The sequence below is a fragment of the Derxia gummosa DSM 723 genome (assembly GCF_000482785.1).
GTDB lineage: Bacteria > Pseudomonadota > Gammaproteobacteria > Burkholderiales > Burkholderiaceae_E > Derxia > Derxia gummosa.
The window spans coordinates 829,476-847,913 of sequence record NZ_AXWS01000008.1 but is presented as its reverse complement, the minus strand read 5'-3'; the positions used below and the strand labels follow the sequence as shown (position 1 = coordinate 847,913).

General features: G+C 72.1%; 11 protein-coding genes. 3 read left to right on the top strand and 8 right to left on the bottom strand.

The window, feature by feature from the left end; all coding sequences use genetic code 11:
• Positions 1–43: 43 nt before the first annotated feature.
• The 4 genes from H566_RS0109840 to H566_RS0109825 all read right to left on the bottom strand — a co-directional run bounded on the left by H566_RS0109840 (position 44) and on the right by H566_RS0109825 (position 4,078).
• On the bottom strand, positions 44–874 hold the full coding sequence (locus tag H566_RS0109840; RefSeq protein WP_211238064.1) for a GIY-YIG nuclease family protein: 831 nt from the start codon (positions 872–874) through the stop codon (positions 44–46).
• Entirely contained in the window at positions 871–1,134 is a 264-nt protein-coding gene (locus tag H566_RS0109835) for a Txe/YoeB family addiction module toxin (RefSeq protein ID WP_028311316.1), read from the bottom strand. The genes H566_RS0109840 and H566_RS0109835 overlap by 4 nt, the downstream gene beginning before the upstream one ends.
• Positions 1,131–1,373, bottom strand: coding sequence for a type II toxin-antitoxin system Phd/YefM family antitoxin (locus H566_RS0109830; RefSeq protein WP_028311315.1), 243 nt, complete (start codon positions 1,371–1,373; stop codon positions 1,131–1,133). Before H566_RS0109830 ends, H566_RS0109835 begins: the two co-directional genes overlap by 4 nt.
• A 107-nt stretch (positions 1,374–1,480) precedes the next feature.
• Positions 1,481–4,078, bottom strand: a complete 2,598-nt coding sequence (locus H566_RS0109825; RefSeq protein WP_028311314.1) for an ABC transporter permease — start codon at positions 4,076–4,078, stop codon at positions 1,481–1,483.
• Positions 4,079–4,398: 320 nt separating this feature from the next.
• On the opposite strand from H566_RS0109825, the gene H566_RS0109820 reads away from it, so the two are divergent.
• Complete coding sequence (locus tag H566_RS0109820; RefSeq protein ID WP_028311313.1) at positions 4,399–4,797, top strand: hypothetical protein; 399 nt, start codon at positions 4,399–4,401, stop codon at positions 4,795–4,797.
• Between the two features lie 70 nt (positions 4,798–4,867).
• On the opposite strand, the gene H566_RS0109815 is transcribed toward H566_RS0109820, so the two are convergent.
• On the bottom strand, positions 4,868–5,164 hold the full coding sequence (locus tag H566_RS0109815) for a PsiF family protein (protein ID WP_028311312.1): 297 nt from the start codon (positions 5,162–5,164) through the stop codon (positions 4,868–4,870).
• Positions 5,165–5,650: 486 nt separating this feature from the next.
• On the opposite strand from H566_RS0109815, the gene H566_RS28920 reads away from it, so the two are divergent.
• Both H566_RS28920 and H566_RS0109805 read left to right on the top strand, forming a co-directional pair.
• Positions 5,651–14,425: a type I secretion C-terminal target domain-containing protein gene (locus tag H566_RS28920; protein WP_156924358.1), complete on the top strand. Its 8,775-nt coding sequence runs from the start codon at positions 5,651–5,653 to the stop codon at positions 14,423–14,425.
• Between the two features lie 179 nt (positions 14,426–14,604).
• Positions 14,605–15,486, top strand: a complete 882-nt coding sequence (locus tag H566_RS0109805; protein ID WP_028311310.1) for an SGNH/GDSL hydrolase family protein — start codon at positions 14,605–14,607, stop codon at positions 15,484–15,486.
• Here H566_RS0109805 and H566_RS0109800 read toward each other — a convergent pair.
• The 3 genes from H566_RS0109800 to H566_RS24110 form a co-directional block, all read right to left on the bottom strand.
• The gene (locus tag H566_RS0109800) at positions 15,469–16,059 is read right to left on the bottom strand and encodes a MarR family winged helix-turn-helix transcriptional regulator (RefSeq protein WP_051378470.1); all 591 of its coding nucleotides are present in this window, start codon (positions 16,057–16,059) and stop codon (positions 15,469–15,471) included. The two genes, H566_RS0109805 and H566_RS0109800, sit on opposite strands and share 18 nt — an antisense overlap.
• A gap of 150 nt (positions 16,060–16,209) precedes the next feature.
• Positions 16,210–17,340: a porin gene (locus H566_RS0109795; RefSeq protein ID WP_028311308.1), complete on the bottom strand. Its 1,131-nt coding sequence runs from the start codon at positions 17,338–17,340 to the stop codon at positions 16,210–16,212.
• A 197-nt stretch (positions 17,341–17,537) separates the two neighbouring features.
• Entirely contained in the window at positions 17,538–18,434 is an 897-nt protein-coding gene (locus H566_RS24110; RefSeq protein ID WP_084544928.1) for an ABC transporter ATP-binding protein, read from the bottom strand.
• Positions 18,435–18,438: the final 4 nt, after the last annotated feature.

Below are 18,438 nucleotides of genomic sequence, written 5' to 3'. Positions count from 1 at the left end.
CACGGCGATGCCCGGCATGCAGGCCGCATTGGCCCGACCCGCCTCAGTTCGCGTTGAGCCCGAACCGCCGCGTCATCAGCACCGACTTCCAGTGCGATTCACGCGCGAGGATGCTTTCCTGGCTGTCGTGGATGTCGGCGATTTCGAGGATCGAGAAGCGGAACTGCCATGCGCGCTGCAGCCCTTCGGCCGCGAGCAGCCGGACGAGTTCCACATTGCCGCCGTGGCCTGTGGCCGCGTAATCGCACCAGCGCTGCCAGATGCCGCCCTCGCCGCAGGCGCTGCCCACGTAGCGCTTGCCGGAGCCGGCATCCGAGATCAGGTACACGCCCGCGACGCTCGACAGCGCCGCCTTCCAGCTGTCGAGCGCCTGGCTCGTGACGATGTCGAGCTGCTCCTTCGACAGGTCCACCGCGCGGAAGCCCGGAAAGTCGGCGATGGTCAGCCGCTCGGCGCGTACATGGTCGAGCAGCAGCGCCTCGGCCCAGGTTTCGGCATTGAGATAGGACTGGCGCCCCGGCCGTTCGAAGCGTGCCACCAGCCGGCCGCTCATCTCGCGGCACGAGGTCAGCTCCTCCATCTCGTAGGCGTACATCGCGCGTTCGTCATGCCACGCATGGCCGAGCGAGGCGTACACGCCCGCAAACAGCCATTGTCCCGGCGCCGGCAGCTGGATCAGCGACAGCACCCGCGGCCGCTCGAAGTTGCGCCGCGACTGCCAGCGCTGCCATTCGTCGAACCAGCCGCCGAGATAGACGTCGAGCGGATGGTCCTCGCCGTTGCCGGTGGCGAGGTGGAGCTTGGTGTGTTCCGGCGTGACGGCCGGGTCGAGCAGGCGGAGGAAGTCGAACAGGCGCATGGGGGGCGATATCACTCGTAATGCGTCCACATCCTCAGCACCCGCACCGTCTTCCGCTCGGCAAACACTTCGTACACGAGCCGGTGCTGGATGTTGATCCGCCGCGAATACGCTCCGGCCAGATCGCCCACGAGCTTTTCGTAAGGCGGCGGATTCTGGAACGGATTGGCGGCAAGCACCGCCAGCAATTCCTGCGCCTTGGGCTTGAGGCCGGCGGAGGCGAGTCTGGCCGCGTCCTTGACGGCGTGCCTTGCAAAGACGACCTGCCAGCTCACCAGTCGAGTTCTTTCGCGCTGGATTCGAGCGGTTCGACCATGCCTTCGCGGATCGATTCGCGCATGCCGGGCACCGACAGCAGATGCAGCGTTTCCTGGATCGCCTGCCAGTCCTCGGCCGAGACGAGCACCGCGCCACCGCGCTTGCCGACGATGTGGACGGGCTGATGCGATTGCGCCGTCTCGTCGATGAGTCGGTACAGATTCGCGCGTGCTTCGCTTGCAGTGAGAGTTGACATGCCGGCTCCTCGTGAACTGCGGATGGTACGCAATTGCGTACGTTTTCGGTGGCGCAATCGAACGACCCTGCCGCGCTTTCGCCGAGGGACGGCGCCTGCCTTCCGCCTCACCCCGCGCGCAGCGTGTCGAGCGGCGGCTTGCTGAGCACCCCGCGCATCAGCCACGCCCCGGCCGCAAAGGCCAGCACCGCCCCCGCCGCCACGCCCACGCCTACCGCGCCCGGCTGGAAGCGCGCATCCAGATCGAACACCGCCCGCCCCAGCCCCACCGCCATGCCCGCCGCCGCCAGCGCCGCGAGCAGCCCGGCCAGCCCGCCCGTGAGCAGCAGTTCCAGCGCCTGCGCCCGGCCGAGCTGGCTGCGCGTCGCGCCCAGCGCCCGCAGCAGGCCGGCCTCGCTCATGCGCTCGTCCAGCGTCGCGCCGATCGCCACCTGCAGCACCAGCAGCCCGGCCACCACGGTGAAGGCGAACAGGAACTGCACCGCCGCCACGAGCTGATCGACCATCGCGCCGATCTGCCGCACCAGCGCGCCGGTGTCGATGATCGTGATGTTCAGGAACTCGGCCGCGAGCTTCGGGCCGATGTCGCGGTCCTCCGGCATGCGGAAGGCGGTGATGTAGCTGCGCGGCATGTCGGCCAGCAGCGGCGCGCGGAACATGACGAAGAAGTTCACTCGCATCGAGTTCCAGTCGAGCTTGCGCACCGAGCCGATCGGCGCCTCGACCTGCTGGCCGCCGATGTCGAAGCGCAGCCGGTCGCCCATCTTCAGATGCAGCCGCTCCATCAGCCCGGCCTCCACCGACGCCGAGGCCACGCCGGGCGCCGCCCACTGGCCCGCGACGATCTGGTTGTGCGCCGGCGCGTCGTCGCGCTCGCTGAGGTTGAACTCGCGGTCGAGCAGGCGGCGGGCGCGGTCGTCGGCCCAGTCGTCGAGCCTGACCGGCGTGTCGTTGATGGCGATGAGCCGGCCCCGGATCATCGGTTGCAGCTCCTGCGCAGGCAGGCCGTTGCGCACCAGCGCGGCGTTGAAGGCGTCGGTCTGGTCGGGCTGGAGGTTGATGACGAAGCGGTTGGGCGCGTCCGGCGGCAGCGTGCGGCGCCAGCTGTCGATGAGGTCGCCGCGCGTGATGCCGAGCAGCAGCAGCGCGAACAGCCCGAGCGCGAGCGCCGTGATCTGCACCACCGTCGGCCCGGTGCGGCGCGCCATGCCCAGCAGCGCGAAGCGCCAGGCCACATTGCCCGGCCGCAGCCGCGCGCCCACGGCCGCCGCCGCGCGCAGCGCCAGCCAGGCCAGCCCGGCGAACAGCGCCAGCGCCACCGCCAGCCCGCCCGCGACCATCAGCCCGAGCTTCACGCCGCCGGCAAACCACACCATCAGCGCCGCGTAGGCAACGGCCGCAAGGCCCAGCGTCGCCAGCACCGGCGCCTGCGGCACCGCGAGTTCGCGCCGCAGCGCGCGCAGTGGGCTCACCTCGCCGAGGCGCAGCAGCGCCGGCAGCGCGAAGCCCGCGAGCAGCACCGCGCCCGCCGCCAGCGCCTTGAGCGCCGGCCACACGGTGGGCGCCGGCAGGCTCACGGTGATGAGCGAGACGACGCTTTGCATGAGCGCCAGATGCGCCACATAGCCCGCCGCCACGCCCGCCAGCCCCGCGAGCAGTCCGACCAGCCCGATCTCGACCAGCAGCGCGCCGAGCACCAGCGGCCGGGTCGCGCCGAGGCAGCGCAGCACCGCCACCGAGTCGATGCGCCGCTCGACGAAGCGGCGCGCGCCGAGCGCCATCGCCACGCTCGCCAGCACCGCGCCCGACAGCGCCGCGAGGCCGAGATAGCGCTGGGCGCGGTCCATGCCGATGTTGGCGGCGCCGTTGCCCTCGCCCGAGGCGCTGTCGCCGCCCGCCGCGGCGATGGCGTTGAGGCTTTCGCCGCGCGCGAGTTGCGGGCGGGCGGCGTCGAGCCAGTCGTGAACCGTGGCCGCATCGCCCGCGACGAGCAGGCGCCAGCCGACGCGCGCGCCGGGCACGACCAGTCCGGTCGCGGGCAGGTCTTCGAGCCGCATCAGCACGCGCGGCGCGAGCATGCCGAAGCCGGCACCGCGATCGGGTTCGAGCAGCAGCAGGCCGGAGACAGTGAGCTTCGCGTCGCCGAGGGTGATGCGGTCGCCGGGCTTCACGTCGAGCGAGGTGGCGATCTGCGGGTCGATCCAGACGCTGCCGGGCGCGGGGGGGCGGGTGAGCGTGGCGGTGGCCTGTTCATCCTTCACCTGCAAGCCGCCGCGCAACGGATAGCCGCCCGACACCGCCTTGAGCGACACCAGCAGCCCGCGCGGATCGACCGCCGGATCCTCGTCATGCGCGAGCGCCATCGACGGGAATTGCGCGACCTCGGCCGTGGCGAGGCCGGCGGCGCGCGCGGCGTCGGAGAGCGCGGGCGGCGGCGGATGGTCGGCCGACAGCACCGCGTCGCCGCCGAGCAGTTGCGCGGCCTGGGTTTCGAGCGCGAGCCGGATGCGGTCGGCCGCGAAGCCGACGCAGGCCAGCGCCGCGACCGCGATCAGCACCGCAAGGGCCAGCGCGCGCAGTTCGCCGCCGCGCCAGTCGCGCCAGGCATCGCGCAGCCCCAGATGCAGGAAGCCGGGCGGACGGCGAGGCGCGGCATTGCCGGCGACGGCGGGAGACGATGGGGATGAGGGCGGAATCGCGGTCATGGGCGGCGGAGGAGAACAGGGTTGCCGCGCCACCGGCCGCTGCCGGCACGGCCGCGCGACCGAGGCTGCGAGGGTAGAGCCTGGCCGTCGGGCGCGGTTCGCCTGCGCGCTTACCCGTGTTCGATCAGGCGTAACCGCATGCGACAGTCGCTGCGCTCTGCCCGCCCCCGCTGTCGTGATGGAGGCCGCCCATGGATATCCGCCCCGCTTCCCTGCCCGCCGCGCCATCGCGCCCGGCATCGCCACCGACTTCCGGTCCGGGGCGGGAGGGTGCGCCCGACCGGCGAGCCGGCGCGCCGGCACTCCCCAAACCGGCGCCGGTGCGGCATCGGGAGCGCTTCACCGCCGCGCTGCTGGCCTTTGCCGGCGCGCCGCTCGGCGCGCATTGCTGGTATCTCGGGCAGCGCCGGGCGCCGGTCTATCCGCTCGCGCTGGCGGCCGGGATGCTGCTGTTCGGCGCGGTCGGCAGCGCGCGCAATGCCTGGCTCGCGGTGCTGGTGCTGCTGCCGGTGTGGATCGCCTGGTGCGAAAGCCTGGCCATCGCCGTCATGCCCGACGAGCGCTGGGACGCGCGCTGGAACGCCGTCTCGCCGCGCCACAGCCGCAATAGCTGGAACTGCGTGTTCCTCGCCATCGCGGTGCTGCTGGTGGGCGCGACCACGCTGCTCACGGCCATCATCGTGGCCGCCCAGCTCTGGTACGAGGTGGCGCCGGGCTGAGTCGGCGCCGAAGGTCGGGCCGCGCCCGGGGACGGGCGGCGATGGGCGTGTCGTACTTCGGCGCGCGACCTCAAGAGGCCTTGAGGCAGCCCGACATGAAGTCCTTGCGCTCCTGGCCGGCAAGCTTCTTCTCGCCCGCCTCCTTGTTGCAGGCGCCCATGCGCTGCTGCGGCGTCAGCGGCGTCTTGCCGCTGGCGCAGTCCGACATGAAGGACTTGCGCGCATCGCCACTCAGGCCCTTGTCCTTCGCCTGCCTGCTGCAGGCGCCGAAGCGCTGCTGCTGCGCGGTGGGTTCGCCGTCGGCGGCGAAGGCCGAGGCGGCGAGCGCGGTGAGGGTGATGGCGGCAAGACGGATGGCGGGATGCATGACGGGTCTCCGATGGCAGGCGGGGTCCGGTGCGCGGTTTCGCGGGCGATGCCTGACAAGGAAATCTGTCACGTCATCGCGCTCGATGTCGCTCCGGCGAGCCAGACGGTCGTCGCGGCACGGCGAGCGTGGGCGAGGCCTGCTTTGACCGCCACGTTGCCGACCGCCACCGATCCGCGACAAAGCCCCGTGACTCATGTTTCCGGCGCAATCGATGACCTGTTCGGGTGATTGCCGGCATCCGCTTCATGCCGAAATCCGATTCGACAGCGGGGCGGGACTGGCCGCGCGTAGGACAGCCCGGCACGGATCAAGCCTCCTTAACCGTGGCATGCCATAGCCGGTGGCTGTGTCGCATGTCACGCAAGAGAGCATTCGCCCTCGCTTAGCTTTCGATGGAAACAGTGACTTGCCGGTGTTTGCAAGCAATTGCACGCATTTGGCGCAAGTACGCACTTTCAACGACTTCTCCAGAGCGGCGGCAAGATGGCAAGCATCCAGGGCACGGACCAGCCTGATTCCCTGATGGGAAGCACTTCGTACGACGTGATCGACGGTGGTGCCGGCGATGACCGTATCTGGTCCGGCGTGACCGGCGTGGTGTTCGGCTCGACGCGCAGCGCCATCAGCTACACCGTCACAGCCGGTGACACGATCGGCGACTGGCTGCTCGGCGGCGACGGCAACGACAGCATCGTCGCGGGCGCGGGCGCCGACACTATCGACGGCGGGGGCGGCTCGCTCGTCGCCTTCGGCAATGGCGGCGCCGATGTGATCGTCTCGGCGGGCAGCGGTAATTACATCGACGGCGGCGACGGCAACGACACGATCTCGGTCGGTGCCTCGTCCACGATCGTGGGGGGCGCCGGCAATGACCGCATCAACCTGTCCGGCTCGGGCAACGTGGTGGATGCCGGTGCCGGCAACGACACCGTCGATGCCGAGGCCGCGACTGGCCGCACGGGCAGCGGCGTCATCACCCTCGGCACCGGACTCGACACGCTGGTCCTGTCGCTCGCCGGCCGCGAGGCGGGCGACAGCCTGCTCCAGGTGACCGACTTCTCGGCCTCGGACGGCGACCGCATCGACCTGTCGCCGGTGCTCGCTCGGCTGGCCGCGAACGGCTACGACTATTCCAACCCCTTCACGAGCGGCTGGCTGCGCGTCGTCACCGCCGGCAGCAACACCCTCATCCAGGCCGACCTGACCGGTAGCGCCGACGGCGGGCAATGGACCAGCCTCGTCCAGATCAACAACTTCAGCGCCGCCAACCTGACCAGCAGCCGCTTCATCTGGGGCATCGCCCCGACTGGCCTCACCACCGCGCGCATCACCACCGGCACGACGGCCGACGAGACGTTGAGCGGCGCCGACGGTGACGACAGCCTTGCCGGCCTCGACGGCAACGACATCCTCGACGGTGCCTTCGGCGGCCGTGACACCCTGCTCGGCGGCAATGGCGACGACACGCTGTTCGGATTTGCCGGCAACGATTCGCTCGACGGCGGCAGCGGCGCCGACGTGCTGCTCGGCGGCTACGGCAACGACACCCTGCTCGGTGGCGACGGCGACGACGGCAGCAGCTGGTACGGCGGCATCTGGAAGGGCCGCCAGTACAACCACGCCGGCCTCTGGGGCGAGGAAGGCAACGACAGCCTCGACGGCGGTGCCGGCAACGATTCGCTGTTCGGCGGCAGCGGCAACGACACGCTCGCGGGCGGCAGCGGCGACGACATGCTCTACGCCGCCGACGGCCCGACCGCGAGCGAGACCGATCATGACTCCCTGGCCGGCGGCGACGGCGACGACACACTCGTCGGCGGCGGCGGCAACGACACCCTGGACGGCGGCAACGGCGCCGACAGCCTGCGCTTCGACGGCGCCGGCCTGTACGCGGCCAGCCTGCGCGGCGGCGCCGGCAACGACACGATCGACGTGAGCAACGCCCTTGGCGGCAGCGTGGCCGGCGAGGCCGATGCCGACTACATCCGCCTTGTCGCCAGCCCCGGTTTGGCCGTGGACGGCGGCGCGGGCAACGACACGATCGACGCCGGCGGCAGCGCCAACGACCGCGCCACCCTCGTCGGCGGTGACGGCGACGACAGCATCGTCGCCTCGGGCGCGGCGCTGGTCATCGAGGGCGGCGCCGGCAGCGACACGATCGACCTCGCCACCTGGGACAACGCCTCGGCCACGATCACCACCGGCGCGGGCACCGACGTGGTGAGGCTGTCGCTGCGCGCGATCGAGGCCGGCTTCGCCGCCAGCGTCATCACCGACTTCACGACCGGCGCCGGCGGCGATGTCCTCGACCTCGCGCCGGTGCTCGGCCGGCTGGCCGAGCTCGGCTACGACCACGGCAATCCCTTCACCGGCGGCTGGATGCGTCTGGTCGCCACGGGCAACGGCACCGATCTCCAGGTGGACCTGACCGGCTCGCGCGACGGCGCGCAATGGATCACGCTGGTCTCGCTCGCGGGCGTGACGCCCTCGGCCTTCAGCACCGTGGCCAATCTCGTGCCGCCCTTCGACAGCGCGAGCGGCCGCAGCCTCGCCGGCAGCGCGGGCGACGACCGCATCGTCGATGCCGGCACGGGCGCGAGCGGCTCGACCTCGGGCAACGACAGCATCAGCGGCCTCGGCGGCGACGACTTCATCGACGGCGCCGGCGGCAACGACAGCCTGTCCGGCGGCGACGGCAACGACACCCTGCTCGGCCTCGCGGGCGCCGACTCGCTCGACGGCGGCGACGGCAACGACGCGCTGTTCGGCGGTGCCGGCAACGACACGCTGCGCGGCGGCCTCGGCGACGACGCCTGGTACTTCGGCGACAGCTACAAGGGCGTGGTCTGGGGCGCCGGCCTCGACGGCGGCGCCGGCAACGACCTCGTCGACGGCGGCGACGGCGGCGACCGCATCACCGGCGGCAGCGGCAACGACACCCTGCTCGGCGGCAACGGCGAGGACACGATCGACGCCATCGGCGACAACACGCTCGAAACCGATGTCGATTCGGTGCTCGGCGGCGACGGCCAGGACTTCATCAGCGGCGGCAACGGCAACGACACCCTGCGCGGCGAAGGCGGCGACGACGTCATCACCTTCGCCGGCAAGCTGCTCTGGACCGCGCTGCTCGACGGCGGCGACGGCAACGACACGATCAGCCTCGACAGCGCCATCCGCGGCACCGTGCTCGGCGGCGACGGCGACGATGTCATCCTCCTGTCCAACCGCAGCACCGGCGTGTCGATCGACGGCGGCGCCGGCAACGACACGATCGACCTCGGCGCCGGCCCGAGCAACAACGCCACCGTGCTCGGCGGCCTCGGCGACGACAGCATCACGCTGTCGGGCGCGATGCTGGTGGTGAACGCCGGCGCGGGCAACGACACGATCGACTTCACGGCCTGGAATGCCGCCGGCGGCAGCATCACCGGCGGCGCCGGCAGCGACGTGATCCGCGTGTCGGCGCGCGGCATCGCCAGCTACGGCGCGGCCACCATCACCGACTTCGCCACCGGCGCCGGCGGCGACAGGCTCGACCTGAGCGGCGTGCTCAACCTGCTGGTCGAGGCGGGCTACGACCATGCCAACCCGTTCACGAGCGGCTGGCTGCGGCTGCTGGCCTCGGGCACGAGCACCCTGCTCCAGGCCGACCTGAGCGGGCCGTCCGGCGGCGCGCAATGGACCACGCTGCTCGTGCTCCAGAACACCGCGCCCTCGGCCTTCACCGCCGACAACTTCACCGATGGCCTGTCGCCCGTGGCGCGCACGACGGCGGTCACGCTCGTCGGCGGCGACGGCAACGACACGCTCTCGGGCAACGAGGGCGGCGACAGCCTCGGCGGCGGCGCCGGCGACGACCAGATCGACGGCGGCTACGGCGGCAACGACACGATCGCCGGCGGCGACGGCGAGGACAGCCTGTTCGGCTTCGGCGGCAACGACCTGCTGCGCGGCGATGCCGGCAACGACGTGATGTTCGGCGGCAGCGGCAACGACACCCTCATCGGCGGCGATGGCGACGACGTGTGGTGGTTCTCGGGCAGCGTCAAGGGCCACGACTTCGCGGGCGCCGGGCTGAACGGCGAGGCCGGCAACGATTCGCTCGACGGCGGCGCCGGCAACGACGCGCTCACCGGCGGCAGCGGCAACGACACGCTCGCGGGCGGCGACGGCAACGACCTGATCGACGCCGTCGGTGCCAGCAGCACCGAGACCGATCACGACCTCGTGCTGGCCGGCGCTGGCGACGACTACATCACCGCCGGCGCCGGCAACGACACGATCGACGCCGGCGACGGCGCCGACACCGTGCTGCTCGCGGGCGGCGGACTCTGGCGCGCCAGCATCGACGGCGGCGCCGGCAACGACGTCATCCATGTTGACGCTGCGGCCGGCGGCAGCGTGCGCGGCGGCACCGGCGACGACGTGATCGATCTGATCGGCGCCAACCCCGGCCTCGTGGTGGACGGTGGCGACGGCAACGACAGCATCTGCGGCGACGGCAGCCGCGATGACGGCGCCACCCTGCTCGGCGGCGCCGGCGACGACCTCATCGTCGCGGCCGGCAGCGCGCTCGTGATCGACGCCGGCAGCGGCGCCGACAGCATCGACCTCGCGGCCAGCGACAACGCCTCGGCCCGCGTCACCACCGGCAGCGGCGCCGACGTGGTCAGCCTGTCGCTGCGCGCGATCGAGGGCGGCTTTGCCGCCAGCGTCATCACCGACTTCACGGCCGGCGCGGGGGGCGACGTGCTCGACCTGTCCGCCGTGCTCGCGCGGCTGGGCGAACTCGGCTTCGACCAGGGCAATCCCTTCACCGGCGGCTGGCTGCGGCTGCTGGCGAGCGGCGGCGACACCCTGCTCCAGTACGACGCCAGCGGCAGCGCCGACGGCGCGCAATGGACCACGCTGGTCACGCTCGCCGGCCTGGCGCCGTCGGCGCTCGTGGCGGCCAACTTCGGCGACGGCCTGAGCCCGACCGCCGACACCACGGCGCGCGCCACCGCCGGCGGCCTCGCCGACGACAGCTACGCCGGCAGCGACCTCGGCGACGGCTACAACGGCGGCGGCGGCAACGACTTCATCGACGGCGGCTGGGGCGGCAACGACACCCTCGTCGGCGGCGAAGGCAACGACACGCTGCTCGGCTGGAGCGGCAACGACTACCTGAGCGGCGGCATCGGCGACGACATGCTCGCGGGCGGCGCGGGCGACGACACGATCTACGGCGGCAGCGGCGACGACAGCGTCGGCCTGGCCGACCCGGTCAAGGGCGTGAACCCGCCGGCCGGCCTCAGCGGCGGCGCCGGCCGCGATTCGATCGACGGCGGCGACGGCAACGACCTGATCGACGCCGGCAGTGGCGACGACTACGCCTTCGGCGGCACCGGCAACGACACGATCAACGCCGACAACGCCGCCATCACCGAGACCGACCACGATTCCATCCGCGGCGGCGACGGCAACGACGTCATCACCGGCGGCGGCGGCAACGACACGCTGCGCGGCGACGACGGCGCCGACAGCATCGTCTTCCACGGCGACGGCGCCTGGGCCGCCCTGCTCGACGGCGGCGACGGCGACGACACGCTCTGCGCCGAGGGCGGCGGCGCCGCAAGCCTGAGCGGCGGCGCCGGCAACGACAGCCTGGTCGCCAGCGGCACGGCGATGACGCTCGACGCCGGCGCCGGCAACGACACGATCGACCTCGCCACCCACGCGGCCGGCGGCACCGTCACGACCGGCGCCGGCAGCGACATCGTCCGGCTCGCGCTCGTCGGCGCCGGGGCCGAGACGCCGGTCACGGTCATCACCGATTTCACGGCCGGCAGCGGCGGCGACCGGCTCGACCTGTCGGCCGTGATCGCCGCGCTCGGGCTGGCCGAGGGCAGCGATCCGTTCGCGGCCGGGTATCTGCGCATCTCGGGCGCGGCCGGCGGCAGCGTGCTGGAGGTGGATGCCGACGGCGGCGCCAACGGCGCGGCCTTCACCACGCTCGCGCTGCTGCAGGGCACGACGGCCACCGCCATCACCGCCGCCAACTTCGTGCAGGCGGTCGTGCCCGTGACGGGCGCCAATGCCCGCATCCCGGTGGCCGACGCGAGCCGCGCCTACAGCTTCGACGAGGACGCGCCCGCCTTCGCGCTCGGCATCGCCGCGCCCACCGATGCCGACGGCGGCAGCCCGACGGTGCGCATCGACGGTCTGCCCACGGGCGGCGTGCTCACGCTCGCCAGCGGCGCGACGGTCAGCAACGGCCAGCTGCTCACGGCCAGCCAGTTCGCCGGCCTGAGCTTCACCGCCGCCGCCAATGCCAACGGCGATCTCGGCAGCCTCGCCTACACCGTGATCGACGATGAAGGCAGCGTGCTCAGCCGCAGCGCCAGTTTCACGGCCGCCTCGGTCAACGACCTGCCGGTGCTCGCGCTGGCCGACCAGCGTTACCGGGATACCGGCAGCAACGCCTTCGCGCTCGACCTCGACGACTTCGCCAGCGATGTCGAGAGCGACGCCGCGCTCGGCTTCACGCTCGCGGTGGCCGACGGCGGCGCGCTGCCGTCCTGGCTCGCGTGGGACGCGGTCGCGCACACGCTGTCGGGCACGCCGGCCTATGGCACGACCGGCTCGGTGACGATCACCGTGACCGTCACCGATCCCGACGGCGGCAGCGCGAGCGCAAGCTTCACGCTCGATGCCGCCAACGTGAGCCTGAGCGGCGGCAGCGGCGCCGACAGCCTGGCCGGCACCTCGCTCGGCGACCGCCTCGCCGGCCTCGCGGGCAACGACACGCTCGACGGCCGCGACGGCAACGACACGCTCGACGGCGGCGATGGCGACGACAGCCTCGTCGGCGGCAACGGCAACGACAGCATGACGGGCGGCGCCGGCAATGACGTATTCGTCGGCAATGCCGGCGATGACACCTTCATCGGCGGCGCCGGCGACGACAGCTACTGGATCGAGGGCGACGACCTCGTGGTCGAGAACGAAGGCGGCGGCAACGACACCGTGCGCGCCGGCGTTTCGTACACGCTGGGCGACAATGTCGAGTTCCTGGTGCTGACCGGCACGACGGCCATCAACGGCACGGGCAATGAACTCGCCAACACGCTCACCGGAAATACCGGCGCAAACCTGCTTTCGGGCATGGCCGGCAACGACAGCCTCGTGGGCGCGGCCGGCAACGACACGCTCGACGGCGGCAGCGGCGACGACACGCTCGTGGGCGGCGGCGGCAGCGACGTGTACGTGGTCGATTCGGTCGCCGACGTCATCAAGGAGGCCACGACCGACACGGCCGAGATCGACACGGTGCGCGCCTCGGTCGGCTGGACGCTCGGGGCCAATCTCGAGAACCTGGAGCTGACCGGCAGCGCCGCCATCAACGGCAGCGGCAACGCGCTCGCCAACCTCATCACCGGCAACGCGGCCGCCAATGCGCTGTCGGGCCTGGCCGGCAACGACAGCCTCTCGGGCGGCGCGGGCGACGACACGCTCGACGGCGGCACCGGCGACGACACGCTCGTGGGCGGCAGCGGCAACGACGTGTACGTGGTCGATTCCGCCGCCGACGTGGTGAGCGAGACCAGCAACCTCGCTACCGAGATCGACACGGTGCGCGCCTCGGTGGACTGGACGCTCGGGGCCAATCTCGAAAACCTGGAGCTGACCGGCAGCGCCGCGATCAACGGCAGCGGCAACGGGCTGGCCAACCTGCTTACCGGCAATGCCGGCGCCAATACGCTCGCGGGCGGCGGCGGTGCCGACACCCTGCTCGGCGGCGCCGGCAACGACAGCCTGGACGGCGGCAGCGGCAACGACAGTCTCGACGGCGGCGCCGGCAACGACACCCTCGATGGCGGTGCCGGCTACGACACGCTCGCGGGCGGCGCCGGCAGCGATGTGTACGTGGTCGATTCGGTCAGCGACGTGATCAGCGAGACCGGCACGCTCGCCAGCGAGATCGACACGGTGCGCGCCGGCCTGAGCTGGACGCTCGGCGCCAACCTCGAAAATCTGGAACTGACCGGCGGCGCCTCGATCTCGGGCAGCGGCAATGCGCTCGACAACAGCATCACCGGCAACGCGGCGGCCAATGCGCTGTCGGGCTTGGCTGGCAACGACAGCCTCTCCGGCGGCGCCGGCAACGACACGCTCGACGGCGGCAGCGGCGACGACACGCTCGCGGGCGGCAGCGGCGCCGATGTGTACGTGGTCGATTCAGCCGCCGACGTGGTGCGCGAGACCTCGGCCGACGGCAGCGACATCGACACCGTGCGCGCCTCGGTCAACTGGACGCTCGGCGCCTACACCGAGAACCTGGAACTGACCGGCGCCGCCGCGCTGACCGGCACCGGCAATTCGCTTGACAACACGATCACCGGCAACGCGGCCGCCAACGCGCTGTCCGGTCTCGCCGGCAACGACAGCCTGTCGGGCGGCGCCGGCGACGACACGCTCGACGGCGGCTCGGGCGACGACACGCTCGCGGGCGGCAGCGGCAACGACCTGTACTACGTCGATTCGGTCAGCGACGTGATCTTCGAGACCGTCACGACCGCGAGCGACATCGACACCGTGCGATCGACCGTGAGCTGGACCCTCGGCGCCAACCTCGAAATCCTCGAACTCACCTCCACCGCCGCGATCGGCGGCACCGGCAACGCGCTCGCCAACACCATCACCGGCAGCGCCGCCGCCAACCTGCTCTCGGGCCTGGGCGGCAACGACAGGCTCTACGGCGCCGACGGCAATGACAGCCTGCTCGGCGGCGACGGCAACGACACGCTCGGCGGCGACGCAGGCCGCGATTCGCTCGACGGCGGCGGCGGCGCCGACTGGCTCGACGGCGGCGCGGGCTACGACACGCTCGACGGCGGCGCCGGCAACGACACCCTCATCGGCGGCGATGGCGTCGATTCGCTCACCGGCGGCGACGGGTACGACGTGTTCCGCTTCACCACGCCGGCCGCCACCAGCGGCAACCTCGACTACGTGACCGACTTCGTCTCGCGCGTGGATCGGCTGGAGTTCGATCACACGGCCTTCGCCGAGGCGGGCGCGATCGGAGCCCTGGCCAGCGGGGCCTTCGCGCTCGGCAAGACCGCCACCGAGGCCGACGACCGCTTCATCTACGACGTGACGACCGGCAAGCTCTTCTACGACGCCGACGGCGCCGGCGGGGCGGCCGGCATCGCCGTGGCCCAGCTGGCGGCGGGCACGACGCTGACGGCGGCGGACATCAACATCATCTGAGGCGAGGCGGGCGACAGGCCCGCCTGCGCGTGGTCAACCGGCCGGCAGACCGGCGCGGATCAAAACATCCGCGCTGACTTTGCCCGGTCTCCGTCCGAAGCTGCGCTGTCGCGCCGGCTGCTCGGGCGGCGCGGCGGCGATGGCGGACATCCAGCCTGCCACGACAACCGGAGACCGCGATGCAGCTCGACCACCGCCCCGTCATCTACCGTTTCGAAGGCTATCCGCTCCAGCCCGACAAGGGCCTCGACAGTCTCGACGACCCCGCCCGCCTGCGCCTGCTGTGCGAGGGCGATTCGTGGTTCTCCGTCGGCGCCCTGCCCGTCACCTCCAACCTGCTGATGGGTCTGCGCTTCTGGCGCGAGACCCTGCTCGTCAGCCTCGCCAGACCGGGCGACACCCTCCTGAACATGTCCGACCTGTCCGCCAATCCGCAGCTGCGGCTGCTCATCGCCGACAGGAAGTTCCAGAGCAAGTGGGACGCGATCCTGCTCAGCGGCGGCGGCAACGACCTGATCGACCGCGCCGACCGCATCATCTGCAAGCCCGGGCCGGGCGCCGGCGGCAGCATGCACGACTACATCGACAGCGCCGAGCTTGCCGATTTCCGCGCCGATCTCCAGGCCGGCTACCGCGCGATCGCCGCCCTGCGCGCCGGCAGCAAGAACGAGAACACGCCGATCGTGACCCATGTGTACGACTACCCGACGCCGCGCGACGCGCCGGTCAAGTTCTTCGGCTTCGCGACGCCGTCCGGGCCCTGGCTGTACCGGGCGCTGAAGTTCCGCGAGGTGCCGGAACGGCTCTGGGCCACGATTTCCGATCATCTGTTCGAGACGCTCGCGAGCACCCTCGCCGAGCTGGGCGACCGCCGCCGGCCCGACGCCATCCCGAACTTCCATGTCGTCAAGGCGACCCGCAACACGCTGACACGGGCCGCGCTGCACACCACCGGCCCCGACGGCGACTGGGAGAACGAGATTCATCCGACGCCGGCCGGCTACGACAAGCTGGGCCAGGTGATCTCGGCGGAACTGGCGGTACTACTCGGCGGGGTGTGAATGGCGCGTGATCTTCCTCAGCAGCTCGATGAGGATCAGGTACTCGCCGGGGCTGAGGCTGGGCAGCGCCTCGCGCTCCATCGTCAGCGCGATCGCGTGGCCGCGCCGGGCCAGATCGCGGCCGAGGTCGGTGAGCTGCACGGTCTGGGCGCGGCGGTCGGTCTCGCTGCGCACGCGGCGCACGATGCCGCGCTTGACGCAGCGGTCGAGCAGGATGGTCATGTTGGGCGCCGAGATCGCGAGCAGGTCCGACAGCTGGGTCTGCGTCACGTCCTCGTTGCTGGACAGCAGCATGAGGATCGTGAACTCGACGGGGCGCAGGTCGAGCGGCTCGCCGATGGCGCGCGTGAAGATGCCGGCGGTCACGACCCGGGCGCGCGCGAGGTGGTAGCCGATCGAGCCTTCGAGCCAGGACTGGTCGAGCGCCGGACGGCGCGCGGCACGGCGGCGCGCGGGAGCGAGGTCGCCCGCGTCGGCGTCGGGCAGGTCGGTGTCGGGGGCGGTGCTGTCGGTGTCGGCGCTGTCGCCGGCTGCGGGAGCGCCCGCGACGGGGGCGCGCTTCCTGGTGGCCATCGGCTTCCTGTTCTGTCGTGCGGGCCGGCCGGGCGCGCTGGCGTCGGCGGCAGGTGGCGCCGGGGAACGGCGGCCACCGGGGCCGGGCGAGGATACAAGAAGGCCGGGGCGGCCGGCCCTCGGCGGACCGGCTTGCAAGCGTTTGCCGCGTCAGAAGAAGTGGCGCAGCCCCACCATCGTGCCGAGCTGGTTCTTGCCCGCGTTGGGCGTGCTGCCGGCACCGCCGCCGCTCACCGAGTACTGGGCGAGCGCGCTGTTGTCGAGATAGCCGGTCTGCAGGTACACCGAGCTGCGCTTCGACAGCGCGTAAATGCCGCGCGCGACGGTCATGGAGGCGCTGCGGTTGAGGTCGCTGTTGGTGGTGCGCAGGAACTGGCCGTCGAGCGTGAGCGCCGCCGTCACCGGATAGGAGGCGCCGGCATACCAGGTGTCGGACTCGATGCTGACGGTGGTGGTCTCGACCTTGCGGCCCATCCAGCCGGCCCCGAGCCTCACGTCGCCGGCCATGACATAGCCGCCCGCGAAGATTCGGCGGTCCTTGTTGTCGGCGCTGGTGAAGGCGATGGGTGCCGCCCCGTTGAAGAACGAGGCCGTCGCGCCGGTGCCGCCGCGCTGCTCGTCGATGGCGACCGTCAGGCCGTAGGGCTTGGGTGCCCAGCGCAGGAAGGCGCTCCAGTTGCGGCAGGCCATCGCGGCGCCGGCGGTCTCGCCCGCGCAGGTGCCCGAGGCGGGCGTGCCGCCGGCCGAGTCGCGGCCGAAGGACCAGCTGCCGAAGGCGGTGAAGTCGCCGAACGTGCCGCGATAGGTGATGGCGTTGTCGGCGCGCGCGTTGGGCACGCCGGGATCGATCGAGCCGAAGGCGTAGATGGCCGGGCCGAGCACGTCGGAATCGGCCAGCGCGTAGAACAGCGCGGTCGGCTGGCGGCCGAGCGCGACCTGGCCCCACTTGCCGGCTAGGCCGACGAAAGCCTGCCGGCCCCAGGCGCGACCGCCCTGGGCCGAGGCGCCGGTGTCCATGCCGAGGCCGGCCTCGATGGTGAACAGCGCCTTGAGGCCGTCGCCGAGGTCTTCGGTGCCACGGAAGCCGAGGCGCGAACTCATGAGGCCGGTGACGGTCGGCACGCGGATGAGCGTGCGGTCGGCCGTGCCCGAATGCGTGACGACTTCGACGCCGCTGTCGACCAGGCCGTAGAGCGTGACGTTGCTGCCGGCCTGCTGGGCGCCGGCCGTGCCGGCCATGAGTGCCAGGACGGCTGCCGGGATCGCGCGGATGGTTTTCATGCTTGGGTCTCCTCTGGGGTGGAAAGCCGGCGCCGGGCGGATGCGTGTCGCGCCCGGTCGCGCAGGGGCCCGCCGCGCGCCGGCGAGACCGGTGCGCGGGAAGCGGGATTGCAAGGGTTTGCAGCGGGTGGCGGCCGCGAGGCTGCCGTGGCCTCGGCCGACGGGCATGGCGCCCGCGAGCCGAGGCCCGGGCGACGTCAGGCCGGCGCGGTCGCCAGTCCGGCCAGCGGCGGTCTTGGCGCGGGCGCCGGGGCCGGCGGCGCGACCGAGCCGTGGCCGGTGCCGAGATAGGTGTCGATCACGCGCGGATCGTTGGCCAGCTCTGCCGCCGGGCCGTGCAGCGCGAACTGGCCGGTCTCCAGCACATAGCCGTGATCGGCCACGGCGAGCGCGGCGCGCGCGTTCTGCTCGACGAGCAGGATGGTCACGCCCGTCGCGCGCAGGCCTTCGATGATCGTGAAGATCTCGCGCGTGACCAGCGGCGCGAGGCCGAGGCTCGGTTCGTCGAGCATGAGCAGGCGCGGCGCGCTCATGAGCGCCCGGCCCACGGCGAGCATCTGACGCTCGCCGCCCGACAACGTGCCGGCCAGTTGCGCGCGCCGTTCCTTCAGGCGCGGGAAGCGCGCATAGACCTCGTCGATGCGCTCGCGCCACTTGGGGAACTTGCGGCGCATCTGGCGCCAGCCGCCGAGCAGCAGGTTGTCCTCGACGGTCATGGTGCCGAACAGCTCGCGCCGCTCGGGCACGAGGGCGATGCCGAGCATCACGCGCTCCTCCAGCGAGGCGCGGCCGATGTCCTGGCCGTCGAACACGATGCCGCCGCGCGACGGGATCGCGCCCACCAGCGCATTGAGCGTGGTGGACTTGCCCGCGCCGTTCGGCCCGATGATGGTGGCGACGCCGCCCTTGGGCGCGGCAAAGTCCAGCCCGTCGAGCACCTGGGCGCGGCCGTAGCCGGCGCGCAGGTCGCGCACTTCGAGCAGCGGCGCGGCGGCCGTCGCTGCCGAGGGCGCGTCGCCCGGTTGCGAGGCGACGGCGGCCTGCGCCGCGCCGGCGTTGCAAGCGCTTTCAGCGGGGTTGGGGTTCTGGCTCATGCGG